Here is a 6,335-nt window from a genome sequence, read left to right as displayed (position 1 = left end):
TCTTAACAAAGTTTTACATTGTTGACACTCCCCTGAGTTTCCATCAAAGATAGAGTCCCCAGCTACCTTTCTTAATATATTTAGGGAACCATTCAAGTCTGCTGAATATATTTTCCCAGACTTAGACCTAAATAAACCTCTCTTGATTCTTTTACCTAAAGACCTTTAAATGTAAACAACATCCCCACTCAAGTTAAAATAACTAACAATATTCATAACTCCCTGGGTAAATTCTTGTCTGTGCCATCATAATGAAAAAAAAATTAATAGAAGTCGCCCTACCCTTGGAAGCCATCAACCAAGAATCAGCCAGGGAAAAATCCATTAGACACGGACATCCTTCTACACTACATTTATGGTGGTCAAGAAAACCCACAGCCACTTGTAGGGCGGTATTATTTGCTTCCTTAGTAGATGACCCATCTAGTCACCCCGATAAATTCCCCACAGAAGCAGATCAAGCACAAGAAAGACAACGGTTATTTGATATCATTGGTAAAATTGTTACCGTTGACAAAAAAGGGAAACCGGAGCAGGTAGTTAAGGGTTTAGTCTCTTGGGATAGTATCAATAACCGGGAAATTATCGAAACCGCCCAAAAAGAAATCGCCCGTTGTTTAGCCTGGAGTCGCAACGAAACACCACCCACAGACACCGCAGAAGTACGTACATATTTACAAAACTATGCACCTCCTGTTTATGACCCCTTTTGTGGTGGTGGTTCCATACCCCTAGAAGGACAACGCCTAGGTTTAGTCGCCCATGGTAGTGATATTAACCCTGTCGCCGTACTAATTACTAAAGGCTTAATTGAAATTCCCCCCAAATTTCAGAATCAACCCCCCGTCAACCCAGAAGCGCAAACAAAGTTAAAAGCCCCCCAATGGTACGGCGCGCAGGGGTTAGCAGCCGACGTGGGCTATTATGGCGAATGGATGCGAAACCAAGCTTTTAAAACTATTGGCCATTTATACCCCAAGGTGAGTTTACCCCTGGAGCATGGCGGTGGGGAAGCAACCGTAATTGCTTGGTTGTGGGCGCGGACTGTCAAATGTCCTAACCCCGCTTGTGGGGCGCAAATGCCCTTAGTAAATTCCTTTAAATTATCCACCAAAAAGGGTAAACAAGCTTGGGTAGAACCTGTAATTGATAGCAGTCACCAACCCCCCAGGGTGAGTTTTACAGTCAAAACCGGGGAAGGAACACCACGGGTGGGAACCGTTAACCGCAGAGGGGCGATGTGTATTTGTTGTGACAGTCCAGTACCCTTTGACCACATCCGCCAGGAGGGGAAAGCAGGAAGAATGCAGACTCAGTTAATGGCTATTGTAACGGAGGGTCAAAAGCAACGCCTGTATATTCCCCCCAATGAGGAGCAGATCAAAGTGGCTTTGTCAGCAGAGCCACAATGGAAACCAGACAGTAACTTACCAGAACAAGCCCTTGGTTTTCGTGTGCAATTATATGGAATGACCCAACACGCTGATTTATTTACCCCCCGTCAGCTTGTCGCCTTAACCACCTTCAGCGATTTAGTCAGGGTCGCCAGAGAACAAGTCAAACTTGATGCTCTAGCTGCGGGTATCCCAGATGATAACTTACCACTTTCCCAAGGGGGTATGGGTGCGACGGCTTACGCCGATGCTGTCGCCACTTATTTAGGGTTTGCAGTTGATAAATCAACGGATTATTGTTCTAGTATATGTAGTTGGCATTCAGGGCGTGATACGATCCGAAATACATTCGCCCGTCAAGCAATTCCCATGACCTGGGACTTTGTAGAAGCTAACCCCTTAAGTGATTCTACAGGTAACTTTGGCGGTGCTGTTGACTGGATATCAGCAGTCATAGAATTAAGAAATACTGACACCCCTGGCTTAGTTAAACAACATAATGCAGCCCAAAAATTACATTTAAACTCTCCGGTCATCTCCACAGACCCCCCATACTACGATAACATTGGCTATGCAGACTTAGCAGACTTCTTTTATATCTGGCTGCGCCGTTCCATTGGCAAACTTTACCCACAAATTTGCAGTACCTTACTAGTACCCAAAATAGAAGAACTAGTCGCCACCCCCTACAGGTTTGGCGGTGATAAACAACAAGCTAAAGAATTTTTTGAAACTGGTTTAGGTGCAGCTTTTAGGAGAATGCGAGAAACCGCAAATTCTGAATATCCAGTTACTATTTATTACGCCTTTAAACAGTCAGAAACAGAAACCAGTCAAAATAACCAAAATGTCACCGCCTCCACCGGTTGGGAAACCATGCTAGAGGGTTTAATCCAAGCTGGTTTTACTATTGTGAGTACTTGGCCAATGCGAACAGAATTAAGTAACCGCAGCGTAGGTATTGGAACCAACGCCCTGGCCTCTTCCATTGTCCTTGTCTGTCGTCCCCGTCCAGAAACCGCCCCCTCCGTCACCCGTCGCCAATTTCTGCAACAACTCAAGCGGGAACTCCCCGCAGCACTGGAAAAACTGCAACAAGATAATATCGCACCGGTGGATTTAGCCCAAGCTAGCATTGGTCCGGGTATGGGTATTTTCTCCCGTTACACTAAAATCCTAGACGCTGACGGTTCTGCTATGGCGGTACGTACGGCCCTACAATTCATTAATCAAATGTTGGATGAATACCTGACGGAACAGGAGGGAGAATTTGACCTAGAGACCAGTTGGGCTTTGATCTGGTTTGAACAACATCAATTTAATGAGGGAATCTATGGGGAGGCGGAAACTTTATCTAAAGCTAAAAATATCAGTGTTCAAGGGTTGGTGAATGGGGGTATTCTGTTTGCTGAAGGTGGAAAGGTGCGACTATTGCGCCGGGGAGAGTTACCAGAGAATTGCAACCCCATGGGGTGTAATTGGCTGATTACCCAACACCTGATCTACACTTTGGATAAAAAAGGAGAAACCGGCGCTGCGGCGGTATTATCTGAATATAAGGGTGAGTGGGAAATCTTACGAGATTTAACCTATCGGTTATATAACATTTGCGACAAAAAAGGCTGGAGACAGGAGGCCACTGCTTATAACAGTCTGGTAATTTCCTGGGGGGAAATTTGTCGCCTAGCAGCTCAAAGCCGACCAGACACCCTACAGGGAGAATTGTTTTCAGATCCCCGACTTCTAGACTAACTATATTAGACTATCCCCCATACCGAAAGAAGTCGGGGATCTTAACCACACCCATTGTCTAAGAGGTTGTTTGATAAGTTTTCTTTCCCACATGCTCTTAAATGAATTTCTCCCAAAAGTATTTCGCCGGGAGCACCGGTCGCTGATGGTAAGTTACCAGGAAGTCCCAACTGTCGCCAGTAGGCTAAAACGGCAAAAGCGATCGCCTCTTTAAAATCAGCATTTAAGCCCACCTCATCCGTAGTCAAAACCGACAGGGATGGCAGTAATAACTGTAACCTGTGTTTTAAATACAGATTGCGACTACCCCCACCACATAATAATACCTGCCGGGGCATTTGGGGTAAAAAACTCCGATAACTGTGAGCAATAGACCCAACAGTAAGTTCTGTGAGTGTCGCCAGTAAATCAGCTGGATTGAGTTGGTAGGGTTCAGCATCTTGCAAACATTGGTGTAAGTAAGCTACACCAAACAACTCGCGCCCCGTAGACTTGGGTGGGGGTAGATGAAAGTAATCTTGCTCTAACCATTGTTCTACCAATGAGTAGCAAGGAACACCACTAGCAGCCCAATTGCCATTTTCATCATAGGACTGACCACCATCAGTTAAATATTCTACTGCCAAATCCAACAAACTATTTCCCGGGCCAGTATCCCAGGCGCGAATTTGGGAAAGCCAATCATCACCACGAGGGGGAAGGTAAGTGACATTACCAATTCCACCAATATTTTGAATGCAACGTCCCCCCACTGAATCACCGAGTAAAAAAGCATCAACTCTCGGTACAAGGGGCGCACCATGACCGCCAATATTAATATCCGCGTTCCGAAAGTTACTCACAGTGGTAATTCCTGTGAGATGGGCAATTAAAGCACCTCGGCCTAATTGCAGACTGTAACCTAATGTAGTGTTAAATGCGTCTGTGTGTGCGGGTCGATGGTAAACAGTTTGACCATGGGAACCAATTAAACTAGCTGGTTGGTGACCGATTTGGATATTTTTAGCAGCTTGGGCGAAAGCACAGGCGATCGCATCGTCTATTTCTGCTAATTCTGCCATAGAAATGGCAACACCAGCGCCCACTGCTAATATTTTTTCTCTTAATTCAGCTGTGTAGGGATATGTTTCCCCAGCGATTAAACCCACCTGCAAATCTAAATCACTACCAGAAATCTCCACCAAAGCAGCATCTATACCATCTACGGAAGTACCGCTAATTAAACCGATCACGCGAGTAGGTACAGTAACTGTTTTAGTGGGATCCATTGGCAAAGATTCTTTGAACGATAGGAAGTTAACACTTAATTTATACTACTTTTTCTGGGCTTTGCTCAGTGAAAATATGAATTGAGTTTTACGCAAAGGCGTAAAGGTTAAATTCACAGTCAGCTATTTTTTGATGTTTCTGGGTAGTGATGTTGGTGGTAATACAGTTCACATTCACTGCGGTAGGATAAAAGGTAGAATCAATTAGCATTTCTCCCGATGAATCTAGCTGAAACCCCCAATAAGGAAAATTCTCATAATCCTTTTCTCACCCTCAACTACGAACCAGCATTAGAATCTTTGGGTGATGACTACTACGACGAGGTAATAGCAGCTGATTTTCCCCAACATATCTTACGCTGGCGCAATGATTCACTCTTACCGCTTTTGGGGCTAGACCCCCACGCCGTTACAGACGAGAATTTTATTAACGCCTTTGGTAAATTCCAGCAACGCCGACCATTATTAGCATTACGTTACCACGGTTATCAATTTGGTACATATAACCCTGATTTGGGTGATGGTAGAGGCTTTCTCTATGGACAAGTCCGCGGTGCTGATGGCCAGTTATACGACTTTGGTACTAAAGGTTCTGGTAAAACACCCTACTCTCGTGGTGGTGATGGAATGCTGACACTTAAAGGCGGAGTCCGAGAAGTTTTAGCAGCAGAAGCATTACACCAATTAGGAGTACGTACCTCTCGCTGTTTGACCATGATTGAAACCGGGTTATCTCTGTGGAGGGGTGATGAACCTTCACCTACAAGGTCATCTGTCATGGTCAGGGTGAACAGTTCCCATATCCGGTTTGGTACTTTTGAACGTTTGCATTATTTCCAACGACCAGATTTAACTCAAAAACTTTTAGACCATGTAATTCAGTATTATTACCCCCATTTACAGCCAGAACCCAATAAATATGTTTTATTTTATGCCGAACTAGTCAAACGGGTGGCGCAACTAGTAGCTCAGTGGATGGCGGTTGGTTTTTGTCATGCAGTCCTCAATACTGACAATATGTCAATTACCGGGGAAAGCTTTGACTATGGCCCTTATGCTTTCATTCCTACTTATGACCCCTACTTTACAGCCGCTTATTTCGACTACTATAGACGTTACTGTTATAGCCATCAACCCAGTATTTGTCAATTGAATTTAGAACTGCTTCAGGAACCATTACAAGCAATCATTGACAAAACAGAAATGGATTCAGCCTTAGGAAAGTTCAATAAGTATTATCAAGATGAATACCGCTCGTTAATGTTGAAAAAGTTGGGTTTTGAGCAGTTAGATTTGTCAGCAGCAAATGAACTGTTAAATTTAACAATTCAATTCTTACAAGATAGCCAAGTTGGTTATCACCAATTTTTCTGGGAAATGGCGCGGACTTTTACTGCTAAATGGCGAGATGATCCCCATATGGTCATGAACGGTGCGGATATTATCCCGACATCAGGTGCATCACAGATATTTGAGAACTGGTGTTTACTGTATCATCAAATTCTCAATTCTTTTGACTGGGAATACATGGATGTAATTGCTCAAACTCTAGTTAATCATAATCCCCAGACGGCTTTATTAAGACCAGTGATTGAATCAGTTTGGGAACCGATCGCCCAAGAGAATAATTGGCACCCGTTTAATGATTTGGTGCAAAAAATCCAATCAAAAGGTTAGAGGTTGTTTGGTAAGTTTTCCGCAGGTAATTTTTATCTTAGGGAACAGGGAACACACAAAAAACAATCAAATCCAGTCCCCTCCCCTGACAAGGACAAGACAAGGTGGACAAGGTGGACAAGGTGACCACCGGAGAAAAACAGTACAAAGTCTGTATTCTTAGTAAGAAAAATAGGCCATTAAAAGACCATTGTCCGTATAAAATCTTCCTTGTCCACTTTCCTTCCTTGTCTTCGGTAGTCTT

General features: G+C 43.9%; 4 protein-coding genes. 2 read left to right on the top strand and 2 right to left on the bottom strand.

Features of this window, described 5'->3' with window-relative positions; translation table 11 throughout:
- Nucleotides 1-251: 251 nt before the first annotated feature.
- Complete coding sequence (locus tag NWP22_RS07275; protein ID WP_271733992.1) at nucleotides 252-3,146, top strand: DUF1156 domain-containing protein; 2,895 nt, start codon at nucleotides 252-254, stop codon at nucleotides 3,144-3,146.
- A gap of 41 nt (nucleotides 3,147-3,187) precedes the next feature.
- Here the strand turns inward: NWP22_RS07275 and NWP22_RS07270 are convergent, their stop codons facing one another.
- The gene (locus tag NWP22_RS07270) at nucleotides 3,188-4,414 is read right to left on the bottom strand and encodes an anhydro-N-acetylmuramic acid kinase (protein WP_271733991.1); all 1,227 of its coding nucleotides are present in this window, start codon (nucleotides 4,412-4,414) and stop codon (nucleotides 3,188-3,190) included.
- Between the two features lie 88 nt (nucleotides 4,415-4,502).
- Complete coding sequence (locus NWP22_RS07265; protein ID WP_271733990.1) at nucleotides 4,503-4,625, bottom strand: hypothetical protein; 123 nt, start codon at nucleotides 4,623-4,625, stop codon at nucleotides 4,503-4,505.
- An 8-nt stretch (nucleotides 4,626-4,633) separates the two neighbouring features.
- Between NWP22_RS07265 and NWP22_RS07260 the strand changes: the two genes are divergently transcribed.
- The gene (locus NWP22_RS07260) at nucleotides 4,634-6,091 is read left to right on the top strand and encodes a protein adenylyltransferase SelO (RefSeq protein ID WP_271733989.1); all 1,458 of its coding nucleotides are present in this window, start codon (nucleotides 4,634-4,636) and stop codon (nucleotides 6,089-6,091) included.
- The last annotated feature ends 244 nt before the right edge of the window (nucleotides 6,092-6,335 follow it).

Origin of the sequence: Anabaenopsis tanganyikae CS-531, from assembly GCF_029891675.1 — a bacterium.
In the GTDB taxonomy this organism is placed as follows: Bacteria; Cyanobacteriota; Cyanobacteriia; order Cyanobacteriales; family Nostocaceae; genus Anabaenopsis; species Anabaenopsis arnoldii.
Note: the sequence above shows the minus strand (reverse complement) of the source record. Positions and strands in the feature narration are given on the sequence as shown.

What these genes read in the sequence shown, in the direction of transcription:
- NWP22_RS07270 (WP_271733991.1), bottom strand. Translation starts at nt 4,414, where the DNA reads ATGGATCCCACTAAAACAGTTACTGTACCTACTCGCGTGATCGGTTTA.
- NWP22_RS07265 (WP_271733990.1), bottom strand. Translation starts at nt 4,625, where the DNA reads ATGCTAATTGATTCTACCTTTTATCCTACCGCAGTGAATGTGAACTGT.
- NWP22_RS07275 (WP_271733992.1), top strand. Translation starts at nt 252, where the DNA reads ATGAAAAAAAAATTAATAGAAGTCGCCCTACCCTTGGAAGCCATCAAC.
- NWP22_RS07260 (WP_271733989.1), top strand. Translation starts at nt 4,634, where the DNA reads ATGAATCTAGCTGAAACCCCCAATAAGGAAAATTCTCATAATCCTTTT.